Source organism: Streptomyces sp. SID13726 (genome assembly GCF_010548375.1).
Lineage (GTDB): Bacteria > Actinomycetota > Actinomycetes > Streptomycetales > Streptomycetaceae > Streptomyces.
In genome coordinates this window covers 40329-58302 of record NZ_JAAGLY010000009.1, presented here as the reverse complement: position 1 = coordinate 58302, position 17974 = coordinate 40329, and the positions used below count along the sequence as shown (strand labels likewise).

General features: G+C 72.0%; 13 protein-coding genes and 2 pseudogenes. 8 read left to right on the top strand and 7 right to left on the bottom strand.

Translation table 11 applies throughout. The features are described from left to right. Positions 1-11: 11 nt before the first annotated feature. Both G3I78_RS24215 and G3I78_RS24210 read right to left on the bottom strand, forming a co-directional pair. The gene (locus G3I78_RS24215; protein WP_164428028.1) at positions 12-1184 is read right to left on the bottom strand and encodes an acyl-CoA dehydrogenase family protein; all 1173 of its coding nucleotides are present in this window, start codon (positions 1182-1184) and stop codon (positions 12-14) included. Positions 1185-1283: 99 nt separating this feature from the next. Then, entirely contained in the window at positions 1284-2885 is a 1602-nt protein-coding gene (locus G3I78_RS24210; protein WP_164428026.1) for an MFS transporter, read from the bottom strand. A 261-nt stretch (positions 2886-3146) separates the two neighbouring features. Between G3I78_RS24210 and G3I78_RS24205 the strand changes: the two genes are divergently transcribed. Both G3I78_RS24205 and G3I78_RS24200 read left to right on the top strand, forming a co-directional pair. Continuing rightward, positions 3147-4388: a mannosyltransferase family protein gene (locus G3I78_RS24205; RefSeq protein WP_164428024.1), complete on the top strand. Its 1242-nt coding sequence runs from the start codon at positions 3147-3149 to the stop codon at positions 4386-4388. Between the two features lie 238 nt (positions 4389-4626). After that, complete coding sequence (locus G3I78_RS24200) at positions 4627-5655, top strand: phosphatase PAP2 family protein (RefSeq protein WP_164428022.1); 1029 nt, start codon at positions 4627-4629, stop codon at positions 5653-5655. An 87-nt stretch (positions 5656-5742) separates the two neighbouring features. Here the strand turns inward: G3I78_RS24200 and G3I78_RS24195 are convergent, their stop codons facing one another. Then, entirely contained in the window at positions 5743-5958 is a 216-nt protein-coding gene (locus G3I78_RS24195; protein WP_164428020.1) for an I78 family peptidase inhibitor, read from the bottom strand. 366 nt (positions 5959-6324) lie between these two features. On the opposite strand from G3I78_RS24195, the pseudogene ctaD reads away from it, so the two are divergent. Further along, positions 6325-7851, top strand: a pseudogene (gene ctaD, locus G3I78_RS24190) (cytochrome c oxidase subunit I); the annotation flags it as partial. 43 nt (positions 7852-7894) lie between these two features. Here the strand turns inward: ctaD and G3I78_RS24185 are convergent. Beyond that, positions 7895-8947, bottom strand: coding sequence for a YafY family protein (locus G3I78_RS24185; RefSeq protein WP_164428018.1), 1053 nt, complete (start codon positions 8945-8947; stop codon positions 7895-7897). Between the two features lie 171 nt (positions 8948-9118). Here G3I78_RS24185 and G3I78_RS24180 point away from each other — a divergent pair. After that, a pseudogene (locus G3I78_RS24180) lies at positions 9119-10020 on the top strand (alpha/beta hydrolase); the annotation flags it as partial. 173 nt (positions 10021-10193) lie between these two features. Here G3I78_RS24180 and G3I78_RS24175 read toward each other — a convergent pair. Together G3I78_RS24175 and G3I78_RS24170 are read right to left on the bottom strand one after the other, a co-directional pair. Then, positions 10194-11486, bottom strand: coding sequence for an ABC transporter substrate-binding protein (locus G3I78_RS24175; protein ID WP_164428016.1), 1293 nt, complete (start codon positions 11484-11486; stop codon positions 10194-10196). Continuing rightward, entirely contained in the window at positions 11455-12015 is a 561-nt protein-coding gene (locus G3I78_RS24170; RefSeq protein ID WP_164428014.1) for a hypothetical protein, read from the bottom strand. The genes G3I78_RS24175 and G3I78_RS24170 overlap by 32 nt, the downstream gene beginning before the upstream one ends. A gap of 118 nt (positions 12016-12133) precedes the next feature. Here G3I78_RS24170 and G3I78_RS24165 point away from each other — a divergent pair, with 118 nt between their 5' ends. Genes G3I78_RS24165 through G3I78_RS24155 form a run of 3 tightly spaced genes read left to right on the top strand, consistent with a single transcriptional unit; the run spans position 12134 to position 15971 of the window. Next, positions 12134-12610 carry a hypothetical protein gene (locus tag G3I78_RS24165; RefSeq protein WP_164428012.1) on the top strand — a complete coding sequence of 159 codons (477 nt, stop codon included), beginning with the start codon at positions 12134-12136 and terminating at the stop codon, positions 12608-12610. Then, a complete protein-coding gene (locus G3I78_RS24160) occupies positions 12610-15264 on the top strand; it encodes an ATP-binding cassette domain-containing protein (protein ID WP_164428010.1) in 2655 nt (884 codons plus the stop codon). The genes G3I78_RS24165 and G3I78_RS24160 overlap by 1 nt, the downstream gene beginning before the upstream one ends. Next, a complete protein-coding gene (locus G3I78_RS24155; RefSeq protein ID WP_164428008.1) occupies positions 15261-15971 on the top strand; it encodes an ATP-binding cassette domain-containing protein in 711 nt (236 codons plus the stop codon). The genes G3I78_RS24160 and G3I78_RS24155 overlap by 4 nt, the downstream gene beginning before the upstream one ends. Before the next feature lie 37 nt (positions 15972-16008). Here G3I78_RS24155 and G3I78_RS24150 read toward each other — a convergent pair whose 3' ends face one another. Continuing rightward, entirely contained in the window at positions 16009-16650 is a 642-nt protein-coding gene (locus G3I78_RS24150) for a transglycosylase family protein (protein ID WP_164428006.1), read from the bottom strand. Positions 16651-17191: 541 nt separating this feature from the next. Here G3I78_RS24150 and G3I78_RS24145 point away from each other — a divergent pair. Further along, positions 17192-17974 (top strand): hypothetical protein, encoded by a 783-nt coding sequence (locus G3I78_RS24145; RefSeq protein ID WP_164428004.1) that lies wholly within the window; start codon positions 17192-17194, stop codon positions 17972-17974.

Here is a 17974-nt window from a genome sequence, read left to right as displayed (position 1 = left end):
CCCAGCAGGCTCTACCGGAACGCGTCCAGTCCGGTGAGCGCCTTGCCCAGCACCAGCTGGTGCATCTCGACGGTGCCCTCGTAGGTGAGCACCGACTCGAGGTTCGTCGCGTGCCGCATCACGGGGTATTCGAGGGAGATCCCGTTGGCACCGAGGATCGTCCGCGCCGTACGGCAGATCTCGATCGCCTCGCGGACGTTGTTGAGCTTGCCGAAGCTGACCTGCTCGGGGCGCAGGCGGCCGGCGTCCATGCGCCGCCCCAGATGGTGGGCGAGCAGAATCCCCTTGTGCAGTTCGACCGCCATGTCGGCGAGTTTGGCCTGGGTGAGCTGGAAGCCCCCGATCGGCCGCCCGAACTGCTCCCGCGTCTTCGCGTAGTCGACGGCGGTCTCGAAACACGACCGCGCCGCGCCCATCGCCCCCCACACGATCCCGTACCGGGCGTGCGTCAGACAGCTCAGCGGCCCCTTGAGCCCCGCGACCTCCGGCAGCACGGCGTCGGCGGGCAGCCGTACGTCGTCGAGGACGAGCTCGCTGGTGACGCTGGCCCGCAGCGACCACTTGTGCTTGATCTCGGGCGCCGAGAAGCCCGGCGCGTCGGTCGGCACCACGAATCCGCGGATCCCGTCATCGGTCTGCGCCCACACCACGGCGACCCCGGCGACCGACCCGTTGGTGATCCACATCTTGCGCCCGTTGAGGACCCAGTCGGTGCCGTCCTTCTTGGCGTACGTCCGCATGCCGGCGGGGTCAGACCCGTGGTCGGGTTCGGTGAGCCCGAAGCAGCCGATGATCTCACCGGCGGCCATGCGGGGCAGCCAGGTCCGCTTCTGCTCCTCGCTGCCGAACCGGTGGACGGCGTACATGGCGAGCGAGCCCTGCACGGAGACGAGGGAGCGGATGCCGGAGTCGGCGGCCTCCAGCTCAAGGCAGGCGAGGCCGTACTGCACGGCGGAGGCTCCGGCGCAGCCGTATCCGCTGAGCGACATCCCGAGGGCGCCGATCCCGCCGAGTTCGCGGGCGAGTTCCCTGATCCCCGGCAGCTCGCCCTTCTCGTACCAGTCGGCGACGTACGGCTGGACGCGGTCGGCGGCCCAGGTCCGCACGGTGTCGCGGATCGCCAGGTCCTCCGGCTCCAGCAGGTCGTCGATGCCGAGGGGGTCGGCGGGGTCGAACGGGGGCATGGCACATCCTCCGACAGACGAGCGGCTCGAAACTAGCAGCGCTAATTAAAGCTTCCGTGGCCGACGTTACCGCCCGCTCCCCCGCACAGCCAGACGCCGTCAGGCCGTGACGCGGGACTCCGCGACCTCACGGGGCGCCGGAAGCTCCACGGCCGCCGGGGCCTCTCCGCACTGCATGGTCCGCGGCAGCCGCAGCGCCATCACCGCGCCCAGCAGCAACAACCCCGCGCTCACCAGCAAGGTCACGTGCAGTCCGTGCACGAAGGAGTCGCGGGCGGCCCGGCGCAGGGCCACGCCCGCGGAGCCGCCGAGGTGTCCGGCGACCTCGTAGGCCTCGCCCAGGGAGTGGCCCGCCGACCGGGACGCCGACTCGGGGACACCGGGGACGCTCGAAAGACCGGGTGCGTAGGCCGCGTTCATCACGCTGCCGAGCAGGGCGATGCCGATGCCCGCGCCGAGCTGGTACGAGGTCTCGCCGATGGCCGCGGCCCCGCCCGCCTGTTCCAGGGGGGCCTCGCTGAGCATCGACTCGTACGCCCCGAAGAGCGTGGTCTCCAGGCCGAACCCGAGCAGCACGAACCCGGACAGCAGCAGCCCGGTGTTGTCGGAGTCGCCCATCGCGGTGAGCAGCAGCACGGCAACGGCCGTGAGGCAGAACCCGGCGCTGACCATCCGGCGCGGCCCGAACCTCCGCAACAGGCGCGCTCCGGCGAGCCCCGCCGCCATCGCGGCGATGGTCAGCGGCAGCAGTCGTAGACCGGTCTCCAGCGGGGACAGGTCCAGGACCAGCTGGAGATACTGCGCGGCGATCAGTTCGAGGCCGACCAGGGCGAGCATCGCCAGCACGATGCAGCCGACCGAGGTGCTGAACGCGGGGCGCGCGAACATCCGCAGGTCGACCAGGGGATGGGTGAGGCGGCGCTGCCGTCGTACGAAGAGGGCGAGCAGCACCCCGCCCGCGACCAGCGGGATCGCGGTGAACGTGTCCAGCTCGCCGCCGCCGAGCCGCTTCACGCCGAGCACGAGGGCGAACAGTCCGGCGGCGGCCGTCAGCGCGCCGACGACGTCCCAGGGGCCGTCCCCGCTGCCCTTCGACTCGGGCAGCAGCAGCCGGCCGATCGGCAGGCTGACCAGCATCAACGGGATGTTGACGAGGAAGACCGAGCCCCACCAGAAGTGTTCGAGGAGGAAGCCGCCGAGCAGCGGGCCGACCGCGGCACCGACCGCGGCGACCGCGCTCCAGATGCCGATGGCGAGCGCCCGCTCGCGCCGGTCGGGGAAGACCTGGCGGAGGATCGAGAGGGTCGCGGGCATGATCATCGCGCCGCCGACACCGAGCAGGGCGCGGGCCAGGATCAGCACCTGGGCGGTGTCCGCGAGCGCGGCGAGGCCGGAGGCGACGCCGAAGAGGCCGTAGCCGAGCAGGAGGACCCTTCTGCGGCCGACCCGGTCGCCGAGGGTGCCGAAGAGGATCAGCAGCGAGGCGCAGACGAGCGGATAGACGTCGACGATCCAGAGCAGTTCTATCGCGCCGGGCCTGAGGTCCTCGGTGACGGCGGGCACCGCCACGTGCAGCACCGTCGCGTCGAGGGCGACCAGGAGCAGGCTGACGCAGAGGACGACGAGGACGACCCAGCGGTTGGCACCGGCCCCGGCCGCCCGACGGCGCAGCGCGTCAGCGGCCGTGGTCGTCCCGGACATGTACGTACCTCCCAGATGTTCCCTCGCGTTCGGCGGGCACATGGGGTGGGGACTCCCCATGATCTCGGCCGGAGAGGAGCGGGGTCTCCGGCCCGCGCAGCGAACGGCGGGTGACACGTCAGCGTACGCGAGTTCGCGTGGCGGCCCAGTGGCGGACCTCTCAGACTTCGGACAGAACACGTGTGGCGTACACCACTCCCCTCACCTGCTCCCACGCCCCGGCGGCCGTGCCGGTTCAGCGCGCGGTCGATAATCGGCCCCGTGACCGATCTCGCGACGCGCACCGAACCGGCCCTGCGCCGAGCCGCCCCGGCGCTGCTCGGCTATGCGGCCGTCCGCGCCCTGGGCCTTGTGACGCTGGCCCTGTGGAGCGCGGCGCGCGACAAGAGCGCGTACACCTTGCTGACAGCACGCTGGGACTCCCTCTGGTACACGCGGGTCGCCGAACTCGGTTACGGCTACGAGGTGCGGCTGCCCAACGGCGACGTCCACTCCAATCTGGCGTTCTTCCCTCTCCTGCCCTGGCTGGAGCGGCTGATGTCCGCGGCGACCCCGCTGTCGTACGCCGACGCGGGGCTCGTGGTCTCCTTGCTGGCCTCGCTCACGGCGGCCTGGGGGATCTTCGCGGTGACGGACCATGTGTACGGCCACCGCGCGGGCGTCTGCGCGGTCCTGCTGTGGGCCGTCCTGCCGGTCGGGATCGTCCAGTCGATGGCGTACAGCGAGTCCCTGTTCACGGCCCTTGCCGCCTGGTCCCTGTACGCGGTCCTGACCGACCGCTGGGTGACGGCGGGACTGCTGGCCTCCCTGGCGGGCCTGACCCGCCCGGTGGGGCTGGCGGTGGTGGCGGCGGTGTGGGTGACGGGGGTCGCCGCGTTCACGCGAAGCCGGACGGGGATCGCCGCGTTCGCGCGAAACCGGCGAGGGACCGCCTCGTTCGTGCGAACTCGGAGCGCGGCCGGGGCGAGCGGCGCCCAGGACACCGAACACTCCCCCACAACGCTCCCCGCTCGACGCGCCGTCGGCCTGGCCCTCGCCCCCCTCGGCACCGCCGCCTACGTCCTCTGGGTGGGTCACCGCACCGGCAAGGGCCCCCTCGGCTACCTCGACGTCCAGGCCGGCTGGCGGAACGGGTTCGACGGCGGGTATGCCTTCGCCCGTTTTGTCGGCGACAAGTTCACGTCGTTCCCGGCGGCCCTGGCCGGTGTCGGACTGATCGTCGGTGTCGGGCTGGTGGTGTGGCTGTACGTCACCTGTGCGCGGCAGGGCCAGCCGCTGCCCCTCCTGGTGTACGCGGGGGTCGTCACGACGCTCGCCCTGTGCGCGTCGAGCTACTTCGGCTCGAAACCGCGCCTGCTGATGCCCGCCTTCCCCCTGTTGGTCCCCCTCGCCCTGGCCCTCGCCCGCAGCAGTAATCGCAGGTCAGCGGTGATCCTGACGTCGATCGCCACCGCGTCCGCCCTGTACGGCGCCTTCTGGCTGAACGGCTCCGGTCCGCCATGATCGACCGCGGGGCGTCGATGAGCGTACGGAGAATTCCACCCCATGATTCGGTGAACGAATTCATAAGGGCCATAAAACCGGAACCCGGAATGATCAAAGGAATTGAAGGGCGCGGCCGCCCGCTTTTGCGGAATCCCTGGAAATAAACCCCTCCCTGAGAGGAATCCCACATCACATCGTCATCACAAAGCCGCTGATTCGCCAGGGATCTGAGCTCACTCGCTGTAACGTCGATTGAGTGCGTACCGAACGAAACCCCACCCGTCTGGACCGGGTGTTCGCCAGGCTGGACCGTGAGCCGGAACGACCGGCCCACCTGAGCGTCCCGAGGACGAGCCGGCACCGGACCGTGTTGGTGGTCGCCGCCCTGGCCTTCTATCTGGCGATCGTGTGGCTCGTGGTGACCACCTCATGGCTGGTCCGCCTCGACTGGCAGGTCATGTTCTTCCGGCCCTACCAGCAGTGGGCCTCGATCCACTGGTTCGTCGACTACTACGTGGTGCTCGGCCAGCGCGGCCCCACCGCGGTGATGGTCGCGGCCTGGCTGGGCTGGCGTTCCTGGCGCCAGCACACCCTGCGCCCCCTGCTCACCCTGGGCACGTCCCTGCTCCTGCTGAACATCACGGTCGGCGCCGCCAAGTACGGCATGGGGCGGCTGGGCCCGCACTACGCGACCGTCATCGGCTCGAACGAGATGGGTCTGGGCGGCGATATATTTCCCAGCGGCCACACCGCCAACGCCGTGGTGACCTGGGGAATCCTGGCGTATCTGGCCTCCACCCCGTGGGCCCGCCGCTGGCTGTCCGCGATCTCCGCGGTGACCTCCCTGGGCGTCGGCATGGCCACCGTCTACCTCGGTACGCACTGGCTGAGCGATGTCCTGCTGGGCTGGGTCGCGGGTCTGCTGATCCTGCTCGCGCTGCCCTGGTTCGAGCCGCTGATCGCCCGCACCGAGGCGTACGCCTTCGACCTGCGCGACCGCTGGCGGGCCCGCGGCGGTGCACGGGCGCCGGCTCCGGTCACCCCGGTCAAGGCCCCCGCCCCGGCCCGGCTCAAGCCGCTCACCGCCCCGCAGAACGAGACGGCGGCCCGCGAGATCACCCCGGCGCACGGCGTCAGACCGCCCGCCTACCTGGCGCCGGGCCCGCACACCACCCGCTCGGAGCGCACCCCGGTCACCCCGCTCGGCAGCCGCCGTCCGCCGCAGTCGGACCGCGTCGTGCGCGGCACGCCCTCCCCGGCCAGCCGGCCGGTGACCGGCGGCTGACGACCACCCCGGCGGGGCCGGTACGCACAACCACCCCGCACGAAGGCCCCGGTTCCCCGCGAGGGGAACCGGGGCCTTCGTCGTGACTCAGCCCTTCCAGGCCCGCGCCACCCGGCCGTCCTTCACCTCGAAGTTCAGCCGGCCCGCGCGGTACTCCATGGTGATGATCGTCCCCGGCGGCAGCGACCGGACCGTCGACCAGCCCCGCTCACGGGCGAGCCGCTCGGCGGCCTCCGAGTCGAGGCCGACGTAGCTGTCCGGGTTGTCCGAGGGTTCGGCGGGCGGTGTCGGAATGGATGCCATACCGCCACGCTAGGCGCTGCCCCGCGGCCGCGGAAGTCCGATCCCCGTCCCCCTCCTGTCACGCTTCTGTCACAGGATCACGGCCCGGGTTTCCGTCTCGCTCCGTCACACGGACGAGCGTTTCCCTAGCCCTTGTGCGGGTATTCGAACGCAATTCCCGCGTGTCGTACGACTTCCCCGAATGACCCGCGAGAAGGCTTGTCCGAGAAGCTGCCCGGGCCCCTTTGAGCACCGATTCCGGACCGGGCCACGGAAGCTGACACCGCATAAGAAATACACGGTTCCAGCACAGAACCCCCTTACGCCCCCTGTCGCCGCGCACGACGGCGCGAGCATCATGGCGTGAGCCGAGCGAAGGGGCGAGCGATGGGGACGCAGACCGTGCAGGCGACGGCACGACCCGTGCGGACCATGGGCCACGGCCGGGTGGTCGTCGACTGGCTGACCACCACCGACCACAAGAAGATCGGTCACCTCTATCTGATCACGTCGTTCCTGTTCTTCCTGGTCGGCGGGGTCATGGCGCTGCTGATGCGCGCCGAACTGGCCCGGCCGGGGCTCCAGATCGTGGACAACCAGCAGTTCAACCAGCTCTTCACGATGCACGGCACGATCATGCTGCTGCTCTTCGCGACCCCGAGCTTCGCGGGCTTCGCCAACGAGCTGATGCCCCTCCAGATCGGCGCCCCCGACGTGGCGTTCCCCCGGCTGAACATGCTGTCGTACTGGTTCTTCCTGTTCGGCGGACTGATCGTGCTCGGCTCGCTGCTCGTGCCGTCGGGGCCGGCCGCCTTCGGCTGGTTCGCCTACGCCCCGCTCAACAGCGCGCAGCACTCCCCCGGGGTCGGCCCCGACCTGTGGATCATGGGCCTCGCGCTGGCGGGCTTCGGCACGATCCTCGGCGCGGTCAACTTCATCACCACGATCATCGGCATGCGCGCACCCGGCATGACGATGTTCCGGATGCCGATCTTCACCTGGAACACCCTGTTCACGTCGATCCTGATCCTGCTGGCGTTCCCGGTGCTGGCGGCCGCGCTGCTGGTCCTGGAGGCGGACCGGCGGTTCGGCTCGCAGGTGTTCGAGGCGGCCAATGGCGGGGCGATCCTGTGGCAGCACCTGTTCTGGTTCTTCGGGCATCCCGAGGTGTACATCATCGCGCTGCCGTTCTTCGGGATCATCACGGAGATCATCCCGGTCTTCAGCCGCAAGCCGATCTTCGGTTATCTGACGCTGGTCGGGGCGACGATGTCGATCACCGGTCTGTCGCTGGTGGTGTGGGCGCACCACATGTTCACCACCGGCGCGGTGCTGCTGCCGTTCTTCTCGTTCATGAGCTTCCTGATCGCCGTCCCGACGGGCGTGAAGTTCTTCAACTGGACCGGCACCATGCTCAAGGGCTCGCTCTCCTTCGAGACACCGATGCTGTGGGCGACGGGCTTCCTGGTGACGTTCCTGTTCGGCGGCCTGACCGGGGTGATCCTGGCGTCGCCGCCGCTGGACTTCCATGTCTCGGACACCTACTTCGTGGTGGCGCACTTCCACTACGTCGTGTTCGGCACGGTCGTCTTCGCGATCTTCGCCGGCTTCTACTTCTGGTGGCCCAAGTTCACCGGGAAGATGCTCGACGAACGGCTCGGCAAGATCCACTTCTGGACGCTGTTCGTCGGCTTCCACACCACGTTCCTGGTGCAGCACTGGCTGGGCGCGGAGGGCATGCCGCGCCGGTACGCGGACTATCTCGCCGCGGACGGCTTCACCACGCTCAACACGGTCTCGACGATCGGCGCGTTCCTGCTCGGCATGTCGACGCTGCCGTTCCTCTACAACGTCTGGAAGACCGCCAGGTACGGCGTGAAGGTCGAGGTCGACGACCCGTGGGGCTTCGGCCGCTCCCTGGAGTGGGCGACCTCGTGTCCGCCGCCACGGCACAACTTCACGACGCTGCCCCGGATCCGCTCCGAGTCCCCGGCGTTCGACCTGCACCATCCGGAGTACGCGGCGCTGACCCCCCAGCCCGAGCCGAAGAGCGAGCAAGCGAGCGAGCAAGCCGGTCGTGAGCCGTCCTGATCGCCTCGGTCAGCTCGGCCGGCTCCAGCACCTCGAACTCGAAGCCCGTCAGCATCACATGGATCACCATCACGTCGAGGCTCGACGCCCCGGTGCGCAGGATGCAGCTGCCGGGCCCCTCCGCCTCCAGCACCCCGGCGCTCGGCGAGATCCGCTCGGCGGCCTCCTCCTTGGACACCAGCAGCCGTACGACCGCGTGTGAGGCGTACGCGCGCGTGGAGACGCCTCGCGAGACGTACGCGGCGAGGTCGTCGGCAGGCGGGGTGCGGGGCGTGAACCGGGGGCCGTGCGGGGGCTTCGGGGTGACGCGGTCGACGCGGAAGGTCCGCCAGTCGTCCCGGTCGACGTCCCAGGCGACCAGGTACCAGCGCCGCTCGCTGCACACCAGGCGGTGCGGTTCGACGGTACGGCGGCTCGCGGCACCCCCGTGGTCGCTGTACTCGAAGCGCAGCCGCTCGGCGTCCCGGCAGAGGTTGGCGAGCTCGGTGAGGACGGCCGGGTCCACGGCACCCGGTTGCGGGCCGCGCAGCATCGGCACGGTGAAGGCGTTCAGGGCGCCCACCCGGCGGCGCAGCCGGCCCGGCAGGACCTGCTCCAGCTTGGCGAGGGCCCGCACCGAGGTCTCCCCGATGCCCTCGATGCCCTGTCCGGCGGCGGTGCGCAGCCCCACGGCGACCGCGACGGCCTCGTCGTCGTCCAGGAGCAGCGGGGGCAGCTCTGCGCCCGCGCCCAGCTGGTAGCCGCCGCCGGTGCCGGGGCTGGCGTTGACGGGGTAGCCCAGCTCGCGCAGCCGGTCCACGTCCCGGCGCACGGTGCGCGGGGTGACGCCGAGCCGGTCGGCGAGATCGGCGCCGGACCAGTCGCGGTGGGCCTGGAGGAGCGAGAGCAGGCGCAGGAGTCGTGCCGAGGTCTCCAACATGGTTCCGAGTCTGCCAGCCATTGCGGACAGCAGCTGTCCGCAAGCGTTCCCGGGCGAGTGCGGGCCGGTGGGGGCTGGTCGCGCAGTTCCTCGCGCCGCCTCACCCACCTGTTTTAGGGGCGCGGGGAACTGCGCGACCAGCCACGACGTACTCGCACCCGGCAACGGACGGACGCGGGCTGGACATACGACACCTCCCTGCCGTATCTCCGCGAGCTCGCCCCGTACTGGCGGAACGTCTGCCACTGACGCAAGCACGAGGCCGACTCCAACGAACTCGCGCTGATCCTGACCCACGGCAGACCCACCTGGTGATCCCGTCCCTGCCGGGCTTCGGCTTCTCCGGCCCCACCCGTGAGAAGGGGTGGAACGTCCACCGGGTCGCCCGCGCGTGGGCGGAGCTGATGAGCAGGCTCGGCTACGAGCGCTACGGCGCCCAGGGCGGCGACGTCGGCGCGCTGGTCTCCCCCGCGCTGGCCCGCATCGCCCCCGAGTCCGTCGTCGGCGTCCATGTGAACGCCGCCTCGGTCGGCTTCATCCCGCTCGGCCCGGTCGACGAGGAGGCCCGCGAGGGGCTCACCGAGCGCGAGACGACGAGCCTCGCGAGCATCGCCGAGTTCACCACGGACGGCTTCGGCTACAACGCCCTCCAGTCGACCCGCCCGCAGACCCTCTCCTACGGCCTCACGGACTCGCCTGTCGGTCAACTCGCCTGGATCATGGAGAAGTTCCAGGCGTGGACGCACTCCTCGGCCGCGCTGCCGGAGGACGCGATCGACCGGGACACGCTGCTGACCAACGTGATGCTGTACTGGCTGACCGGCACGGCCGGTTCCGCGGCCCGCATGTACTACGAGAACAGCCATGTCATGGACTGGTTCCCGACGTCGAGCTCCGGGGTGCCGACGGCGGTGGCCAACTTCGGCGAGGACGTGGCGATCCGGCGCTGGGCCGAACAGGCCAACACCGTGGTGCGCTGGACGGAGTTCGAGCGCGGCGGCCACTTCGCCGCCCCGGAGGCCCCGGACCTGCTGGCCGCCGACGTCAGGGAGTTCTTCGGCTCACTGAACTGACGGACACCGACAGGTCGTTGTCCCGCGTGCAGTACGGCCCGGCCCCGACCGGGCCGTACGCCGTCTCCACGCGTGCGCGTGGACAAGTGAACACCGGCTCCTCGTCGGCCACGCGCGCGGTGGTGTTCTGTCAGACCGTCGTACGCCCCTCTTGGTTGCCTGTCGGCGGTGACTCACTGCTGATAGGGCAGTTGCGGAACGTCGAAGCAGGTGCGGTCCATGTCGCCCTGCGAGACCCAGCCCCGGCCGTCCTCCCAGCGGGCCACCGACAGACAGGTCCGGCGGGACGCGGGCGGCTCGGCCAGGTGCTCGAAGGCGACGGGGACCAGGAGTCCGCCCGCGGTGTAGCCCCGGCTGCGGTTCATGTAGGCGTCGACACACGCGCGTGTGATGCCCTGCCCCGCACAGGACTTCGCCGCGTCCGTGAACCACATCGCGGCCGCCCAGCCCTCCAGCTGCCACTGGGAGTGCGTCCTGAGGCCGTTGGTGGCGTCCCTGAACTCCCGTACGGCCGCGTTACCGGTGTCCTCGAAGTTCCGGCTGGACCCGGTCGCCCACAGGGCGTTGCGGCAGCGCGGGGCGTCCTTGTAGTCGTCGGGGACGGTGGACGTCCAGTTCTGCACGTTGGTGACCTTCGCGGTGACCTCGACCCCCGCCGCGTCCATCGCCTCGCACAGCCGCGCGTTGCCATGGCCGTCGACGGCGTCGAAGACCAGGTCGGCGCCCTGCTCCTTCAGGTCGGCTGCCACGGCACGGAAGTTGGGCAGCGCGAAGTCGACCTGCTCGGTGACGACCTTGTAGCCCTCCGCCTTCAGGCCCTGCTCGACGAGCCGGGCGTAGGCGGCGGACGCGGCCTGGTTGTACGACACGACGGCGGCCGTACGCGCCCCGTGTTCACGCTTGAAGTACCGGTAGACCTCGGTGCCGCCGTACTGCTTCCCGTCCCAGCCCGTGGTGCCGTCGCGGGGCGCGAGGCTGCCGTAGATGCCGTAGAGGTGCGGCCAGGTGTCGTAGGCGGCGCCGATGGGCTGGCCGCCGATGTCGGGCACGCGCGCGTGGGAGACCCGGGCGGCGCCCGCGTAGTCGAGGGCGGTGGTCGCGACCAGGGCGACCACCTTGTCCTCGTCGATCAGCCGGTGCACACAGGTGTTGTTGCCGACCCCGCTGCCGCCGTCGTCGCACTCGCGCACCTCGATCCGGCGTCCTGCGAGGCCCCCGCGCGCGTTGAGGCGCTCGAAGTACGCCTTGGCGCCGTCGCGCGGGCCGGTGAAGGCGCTGCCGCCGACGGGGCTGGTGGCGCTGGTGATGATCCCGACGCGGACCGGGGTGGCGTCCGGGGCGGGGGTCGCCCGCTCCCGGTGCTCGAAGTCGCTCTCCGGGAGCCTGCTGCCGCACGCCGTGGCCAGTGTGAGCAGCAGGACCGCGGCGGCGGCCTCAGCAGCCCGGGAGCGCCGACGCCGTGGCATTGCCGCTCAGCTGGACCAGCGCGCACAGGGTGTTGACGGACACCTTCCAGGTGCCGCCCTCCTCGACGGCCGTCCCGGAGGCGCCGGGCAGGGCGGTGGCGCCGTTCAGCATCAGGGTGTACGTCACGTTCGCCGCGGTGGGCCCGGTGAACTCCACCTCGGTGACGTTCGCCTGCACCTGCCCGCCGCGCTGGTCACCGCCGAACGCCTGGAGCACCGGGCCCATCCTGTCGCCGTTCTCCAGGACCGCCTGCTTGTCCTCGGTGGAGGTCTTCGGGTCGAAGAACTTCTCCCAGTTCGCCTTGACCTCCCGCCGGGCGGCGGCCGCGTCGGCGGGCCCGCTGGAGGACGGGGCCGCGGAAGGCGTGCTCCGCTCCACGGAAGGCGTCGGCGGCGGGCTCTCGCTGCCGCCGCCGCTGTCGTCGCTGCACGCCGTGAGGGCCACGGCGAGGGCGAACACCGCCGCCACCAGCCCCCGGCTGCCGTTCCCCCACGTGCGGTCGCTCCCGAGAACCATCTGGCTCACCACCGGGTGTCGGTCCGGGCCAAGTGCGCCCGGTGCTTTCAGGGTCAGCTTCCAGAAGGCATAGTGCAAGCGATTGGTTGACATGGACAGCGGCGAGGCACGCGACATGTGGGAGCCAGAGATGCGGACAGCCCGACTGCGGACCGTGCACCCCGTCCTGTGGGCCGGCTGGGCCGCGCTCGCCGCGGGTGCGGTGCTGTGCGTCCTCGGCTGGTACGGCGTCTCCGGCGAGCACTGGGCCGAACGCCAGCTGCCCTACCTCGCGTCCTGCACGGTGCCCGGCGCCGCGCTGATCGTCGCCGGAGCGGTGCTGCTCACCCACGGCCGGGGCGCGCTCGCCGCCGCGCGCGTGGAGGAGCTGTACGGCCTCCTGGTCGCCGCGGAACCCGCCGGGACCGAGGACTCCGGCACGGCGGCCACCGCGCCCCTGGCGGTCAGCGGGGACCTCCTGATGGTGCCCGGCGGCACGCTCTGGCACCGCGCGGACTGCCCGCTGGTCTCCGGGAAGGTGGAGGCGGTCCCGGTGGACGCCAAGGTCCTGGCGAGCGGCGAGCTGGGCCCCTGCCCGATCTGCGAGCCCGTCGAAGAGACCGACTGATGTCCTCGCTGACCTACGACCTCACCCTCGCCGGTCTCTCGGTCGGCAGCGCCGCCGCGCTCACCGGGATCGGCCTGATCGTGACGTACCGCGCGACCGGGGTGCTGAACTTCGCGCACGGGGCGATCGCGATGGTGTGCGCGTACACCCTGCGGCAGTGCGTGGTCGAGTGGGGCTGGCCGCTGTGGGCCGGGGCGGCGGCCACGCTCCTGGTGCTCGCACCGGGCCTGGGCGTGGTGCTGGAACGTCTCGTCTTCCGTCCGCTGTCGGTCCTCGGCGACGATCCGGTCCGGACCCTCGTGGCCTCCATCGGCGTCTTCGTGCTGCTGGTGGGCGGGGCCGCGCTGGTGTGGGGCCAGGGCGCGCGCGACGACGCGCCGGAGCTGGTGCGGGCGGACCCGTGGGGGCAGCTCGCGGTCGTCCTGGTCCTGGCCGCCGGGGTGGCCGCGGTGATCCGCTGGACCCGCTTCGGCCGGGAGCTGCGGGCCGTCGTGGACGACCGGCGGCTGGCCGTGCTCGGCGGTATCGACGCCGACCGGGTGGCGGCGGCCGGGTGGGCGTTCGGGTCGTTCACGGCGGGCCTGACGGGCGTCCTGCTGGCCCCTTACGTCCGCCTCGACCCGTACGGCCTGCCCCTCCTGGTGATGGAGGTGGTCGCGGTGGCGGTGGCCGCCCGGATGCGCAGCCTGCCGGTGGCGGTGCTGACGGCGCTGGCCGTCGGCGTGGCCCAGAGCCAGCTGACGAGGCTGCACCCGTCGGGCTGGGGCGAGCCGTTGCTCCAGGCGGTGGGCGCGAACCTGTTCGTCGTGGCCCTCCTCCTCGCGGCCCTGGCGCTCCCCGGCGTCGGCACCCGGGACGTGCTCCCGCGCCCGGCCACCGCGCGCGTGCCGACGCCGCCGGGCGCGTGGATCGTGGCGGCGATCCTGTTCCTGCTCCCGCTGGGCTTCGCGGGTTCGGACCTGCACACCTCGGTGCAGGTGCCGGCGCTGGGCGTGGTGCTGCTGTCACTGGTGATCGTGACGGGCAGGGGCGGCCAGATCTCGTTGGGCCAGGCGGCGTACGCGGGCCTCGGAGCCCTGTTCACCGCCCTCCTGTCCGCGGGCCGCTTCCCCGGCCTGCCCCGCCTCCCGGAACTGGCCGCGCTCGTGGTGGCGGTGCTCCTGGTGGCCCCTCTGGGCCTCCTCACCGGCTGGCCGGCGATCACCCGCCGGGGCCTGGCCCTGGCCCTCGCGACCTTCGCGGTCGGCGTCGGCGTGAGCCGCTTCGTCTTCGCCCAGCCCTACGCCACATCGGGCCTGTCCCTCAACCGCCCGAAGGGCTTCGAGGGCGACCGCGCCTACTACGCCCTGGAGTTGGCGCTCCTCCTCTGCGCCCTCCTGGCGACCCACGCCCTGCGCAGGGGCCGCACGGGCAGAGCGCTGGCCGCCCTGCGCGACCACGAGTCCGGCGCCTCGGCGGCGGGCGTCCCGGTCCCCGCCCTCAAACTCGTGGCCTTCGTGGCGGGCGCCGCCCTGGCGGCCCTGGGCGGCGGCCTCCTCGGCATGGGCCTGCACGCCTTCGACCCTTCGGCCTACGACCCCGTCCGCAGCCTCCTCTGGTTCGCCGCGGTGGTGGTCCTGGGCGCCGACAGCACCCTGGGCGCCCTCGCCGCGGCGGCCCTGCTGGTCGGCTTGGACGCGGGGACCCGGGGCGGGGTGGCGGCGGCCCTGATCGGGGTACTGGCGGTGCTGGTGGGGCGCTTCCCCGGGGGACCGTACGAAGCGCTGCGAGCGGTGAGGGACCGGCTGCGCCCGCGCCGGGCGGCGAACCCGGCGAGACTGACGGAGGCGGGGCGCGCGGCACGGCGGCGGCTGGTACCGACGGTGGCAGGGACACCTGTGGGCGGCACAGCGGCGGGCGCGGGAAGCCACGGTACGGCTGGAGGCGGCACCGGACAGCCGGTCCCGGCCACGCCCCGCCCGGTCCTCACCGCCCACGGCCTCCACGCCCGCTACGACGGCTTCACGGCCCTCGCCGGAGTCGACCTCACCGTCCGGCCAGGTCAGATCACCGCGGTCATCGGCCCCAACGGCGCGGGAAAGTCCACCCTGTTCCACTGCCTGGCCGGGACCGTCCGCCCCTCCCAGGGCCAAGTCCGCTACGGCACAAGGGACATCACCCGCCTCGCCCCCCACACCCGCACCCGCCTGGGAATCGCCCGCACCTTCCAGCAGCTCGCCGTCTTTCCCACCCTCACCGTGGCCGAGAACGTCCGGGTGGGCGCGGAACAAGGCAGATCCGCGGACCCCGCCGCGGTGGACCGCGCGCTGCGGCTGTTCGCCCTGGACGGCCCCCTGCGCGACGCCCCCGCCGCCGGCCTCCCCACCGGCACCCTGCGCCGGGTGGAGCTCGCGAGGGCCCTCGCCGGCGCCCCCGACGTCCTCCTCCTCGACGAACCGGCGGCGGGTCTGGACACCGCGGAGGTGACTGCGCTGGCCCACGTCCTCAGGGCCCTGGCGGCGGACGGCACCGCCCTCCTCGTGGTCGAGCACGACCTCGACCTGGTCGCCGGCCTCGCGGACGTCGTGCACGTCATGGCCGTGGGCCGCGTCATCGCCTCCGGCCCCCCGGCCCACGTACTGGGCACACCGCACGCCCGCGAGACCGCCGTATGACGGCGCGGACGGCGATCTCCCTGCGTGACGCCCGCGTCCGCCACGGCCCGCTGGAGGCCCTGCACGGCATCACCCTCGCCGCCGTCGGCCCCGGCCTCACCGTCCTGCTGGGCCGCAACGGCTCCGGACGTACGACGACCTTGCGCGCCCTGGCCGGAACAGTGCCGCTCTCCCAGGGGGCCGTGGTGTGGGACGGCACCGACGTGACCCGGGTGCCGGCGTACGAGCGGGCCCGGCGTGGCCTGTGCCTGGTCCCCGACCGGCAGGCGGTGTTCGGCTCGCTCACCGTCCGCGAGAACCTCGAACTCGCCGCCCCCGACCCCGCTCCCGCCCTGGACGCCTATCCGCGGCTGGCCGGACTGCTCCCCCGCCGGGCCGGCACCCTCTCCGGCGGCGAGCAGCGCATGCTCGCGATCTCCCGTGCCCTGCTGGCACGCGCGCGCGTGGTCCTGGTCGACGAACCGGCTCAGGGCATGTCCCCCGCGGTCGCGGCCCGCACGTACGAACTCCTGGCGGCTCTGGACGCCTGTGTGGTCGTGGCCGAGCAACGGCTCCCGCCCGCGCTGCACGGCCGTCCGGTGATCGTGTACGAACTGCGGCGCGGCGCGGTCGTGTTCAGCGGCGAGGCGGCCGAACTCCGGCCGGATCGCGGCCCGGACGAGCCCGGCGGGCCGGGAACCCCCAGGGGCCCCGCCCGGTCGGAGTGACCAGGCGGGGCCCCGTGCCCGTGGCAGGGGGGAGCTCTCAGAGTTCGAGGCTCTGCCCGGGCACGATCAGATCGGGATCGGCGCCGATGACGGCCTTGTTGGCGGCGTACACCTTCTGCCAGGTCGTCCCGTGCCCGGCGGCGATCGTGCTCAGCGTGTCGCCCGAGCGGACGGTGTAGTCGCCGCGGGACGCGCTGCGGTTGGTGTGGGTCTCCGAACGAGCCGGCGCCTTCGACGGCTTGGACGGGGCGGCCTTCGTCCCGGGGGCCGCGGCGGCCGAGCCCGAGGAGCCGCCGGGCGCGCTGCCGTACGCCCCGGCGCGCGCCGAGCAGGTCGGCCAGGCGCCCCACCCCTGGGCCTTCTGGACCTTGGTGGCCACGGCGATCTGCTGGGCCTTGCTGGCCTGGTCGGCGGTGGCCGCGTAGGCCGTGCCGCCGTACGCGCGCCAGGTTCCGGCGGAGAACTGGAGTCCGCCGTAGTAGCTGTTGCCTGTGTTGATGTGCCAGTTCCCGCCGCTCTCGCACTGGGCGATGCGGTCCCACACTCCGCCGTCGGCCGCCGCGGAGTTGCCGGCCGCGGCCAGCAGTCCGAGCGGGGCGAGCACGGCGGCCCCGGCGAGGGCCGCGGTGGTCCGGGTCCTACGAACGCTGTCGCGCTTGGTATCGGCACATTCGGACATGTAATTCCCTCTCGAAACACTCGGGGTCCCCCAAGGCGGGGCGCGCTCCCGGCACAGGGGCCGGGCGGTCGCGCTCCACCCCGTCCGCCGGCGGTGGTGCGATGAGCTGGCTTCGTCGTGCGGCCGGCGGACGTTCCCGAGCGGTGCTCGTTGCACACGGCGGAGGAATGTAGAGAGGCCGACCGTCCGGTATCAACCAACTCCCGGTCGCTCCAGGCCAGTTGCCAGTTACCGCGGGTATCGGCGAATTCCGGACACCCACTTCATTCCCTGATTTCCTGATTTGTCAACCAGGCACCTTGAGGTCCTGTGACCCACTTCACGCAACCAACTTCCTTGGGTTTCCTAGGAATTGACAGTGAGTGCCGGATTCCGCACGAGCTGTGACCCTGCGCTGTCGATGGTTCGATTCCGTTCGCCGTAAGGCGTGACTCCCGCCACAGATCGCCCGTTGTCTTCTTCATGAGCCCGGGGCCCGCCCGGATCACGGACCGGGAGCCACCCGGCCCCCGCCAAGCACCACATCCCGAGGGAGTCACCCGTGCCGCGCATGCTCGACGTCAGCGACGAGGTACGTGCCGAGATCGGCGACGAAGAAGCCGACCGGCTGCTCGCCGGCGAGAACGCCCCCGGCAGCTACGACTGCACGTCCTGCCGCACCCAGGGCGACTCCGAACAGGAGCGCACCAGCACCGTCCTGTTCATCGGCGACGAGACCGCCGTGCTGGCCTTCGCCCACGCCACCTGCCTGCCCTCCCAGGTCGTCCAGGTCACCGAGGAGCAGCTCCAGGGGGCGGTCAAGTCCATCACCGGCGACTCCGTCGACCTGGACACCGACAAGGTCGTACCCGAGCAGGCGGTGCTCGGCGTGACCAGCGGACTCGTGCTGATCGCCGGGGAGTTGCACCCGGCGCTGGTCGTGGAGCCGACCGGGCCGATCGTGCGGCCCGGGGCGACCGGACTCGGCGACGACTTCCTCCCGCTGCTGATCGAGCAGGGGTTCATGCCGCTGACGGCCATCGAGTCGGTCCCGTCCGTGCTGCACGGCTGGTCGGTGCTGCTCGCGGTGGGCCAGCTGCACGCGGTGCTCCAGCCGTCGGCGAACGGCGGCCAGCCGGTGGCCTGGTGGCAGGCGCACCAGCCGCTCCAGGTCACCGAGAGCTGGCGGGCCGCCGCCAACAAGCACCAGCAGGTGCTGATGTTCGCGGCACCGGTGGGCTCGATCGGCCGCCAGCCCCGCGAGGACCTGCTGCGGGACGCGCTCGACAAGGCGGCGGCGAACGGCAAGCTGGTCGCCGCGGCCATGCCGCTCGCCGGTACCTGA

Bases quoted from the DNA above. Each gene is read 5' to 3' on its own strand.
- G3I78_RS24210 (WP_164428026.1), bottom strand. From the start codon at position 2,885: ATGTCCGGGACGACCACGGCCGCTGACGCGCTGCGCCGTCGGGCGGCC.
- G3I78_RS24175 (WP_164428016.1), bottom strand. From the start codon at position 11,486: ATGCCACGGCGTCGGCGCTCCCGGGCTGCTGAGGCCGCCGCCGCGGTC.
- G3I78_RS24195 (WP_164428020.1), bottom strand. From the start codon at position 5,958: ATGGCATCCATTCCGACACCGCCCGCCGAACCCTCGGACAACCCGGAC.
- G3I78_RS24165 (WP_164428012.1), top strand. From the start codon at position 12,134: ATGCGGACAGCCCGACTGCGGACCGTGCACCCCGTCCTGTGGGCCGGC.
- G3I78_RS24185 (WP_164428018.1), bottom strand. From the start codon at position 8,947: ATGTTGGAGACCTCGGCACGACTCCTGCGCCTGCTCTCGCTCCTCCAG.
- G3I78_RS24215 (WP_164428028.1), bottom strand. From the start codon at position 1,184: ATGCCCCCGTTCGACCCCGCCGACCCCCTCGGCATCGACGACCTGCTG.
- G3I78_RS24150 (WP_164428006.1), bottom strand. From the start codon at position 16,650: ATGTCCGAATGTGCCGATACCAAGCGCGACAGCGTTCGTAGGACCCGG.
- G3I78_RS24155 (WP_164428008.1), top strand. From the start codon at position 15,261: ATGACGGCGCGGACGGCGATCTCCCTGCGTGACGCCCGCGTCCGCCAC.
- G3I78_RS24160 (WP_164428010.1), top strand. From the start codon at position 12,610: ATGTCCTCGCTGACCTACGACCTCACCCTCGCCGGTCTCTCGGTCGGC.